The organism is Stenotrophomonas sp. CASM101 (assembly GCF_049384845.1).
In the GTDB taxonomy this organism is placed as follows: domain Bacteria; phylum Pseudomonadota; class Gammaproteobacteria; order Xanthomonadales; family Xanthomonadaceae; genus Stenotrophomonas; species Stenotrophomonas hibiscicola.
Genome location: NZ_JBMRFR010000046.1, coordinates 1 through 255 on the forward strand (window position 1 = coordinate 1; position 255 = coordinate 255).

The 255-nt window shown below is 53.3% G+C and carries 1 rRNA gene; it reads left to right on the forward strand.

The annotated features are described in order from the left end of the window. Nucleotides 1–181: 181 nt before the first annotated feature. Nucleotides 182–255, forward strand: a 5S ribosomal RNA gene (gene rrf / locus VG543_RS21220); the annotation flags it as partial.

The following is a 255-nucleotide window of genomic DNA, read 5'->3' on the forward strand; positions in this document are numbered from 1 at the left end:
AGTACAGCAATGTATTGAGCTAACTGATACTAATGATCCGTGCGGCTTGACCATATAACCTCAAGTTGCCTTGGCTTTACGACAACGTCGTAAGAGCATCCAAGTGCACGCTACGTCACAAGAACTATGAGAGGCAGGCGCCTTATCCAGCTGTACCGGATGGCGACGCTCCAACCGCCTCCCTGGTGAAATTAGCGCTGTGGAACCACCCGATCCCATCCCGAACTCGGAAGTGAAACGCAGCTGCGCCGATGG